The organism is Sulfitobacter sp. G21635-S1, assembly GCF_027213915.1.
In the GTDB taxonomy this organism is placed as follows: domain Bacteria; phylum Pseudomonadota; class Alphaproteobacteria; order Rhodobacterales; family Rhodobacteraceae; genus Sulfitobacter.
Genome location: NZ_JAPWGV010000077.1, coordinates 1 through 539 on the forward strand (window position 1 = coordinate 1; position 539 = coordinate 539).

Consider the following 539-nt stretch of genomic DNA (forward strand, 5'->3'; position numbering starts at 1 on the left):
GCTGCCGAACGGGTTGCAGTGTGCGGCCAAACGCCGATCTCCAAATTGCCCCGATTGGTCACGCCGTCATAAAACGTCCCGATTGCCGCGTTGCTCACAGACAACGAGGCTGCCCCGAGCGCATGCAGTTTGGCGGTGTTGTTCAGGCCGTCTGTTTCAATCGCTGCGATGCCAGGGTCACCATACGCGGGCTGATTGGAACCCTGGTTCAGCACCGTTTGACCAATCATGTCCGCTCCAGCGTCATATATCTGCCACGCGGGTGTTGTGTCGTTCCCGGTATAGTTCAGGGCCAGAGAGGGCGCATTGGTGTGGTTGTCGGTGGGCAGCGCCATGCCAGGGTTTGCCGACGCGCCGACCCATGTATTGTAGACCTGCGCTTCACTGCCGGGCAATGTGTTGGCCCCAGCCACGAACACGGTCAGTTTCTGGCCACTCGGGTTTACGGGAATAGCGGTTTGCAGCACCGTACCCTCGTTGGTGGGCACCTCCATGCCGTAGCTGCGCCGCACTCCGGCAGACCAGCCATCGCGCAAGGT

At 60.9% G+C, this 539-nt stretch carries 1 protein-coding gene; it reads right to left on the reverse strand.

Annotation, left to right across the window (positions count from 1 at the left end):
* Nucleotides 1-494 (reverse strand): hypothetical protein (locus O4H53_RS26980; RefSeq protein WP_269368093.1); only part of this gene is annotated, 494 nt, incomplete at its 3' end.
* Nucleotides 495-539 lie beyond the last annotated feature (45 nt).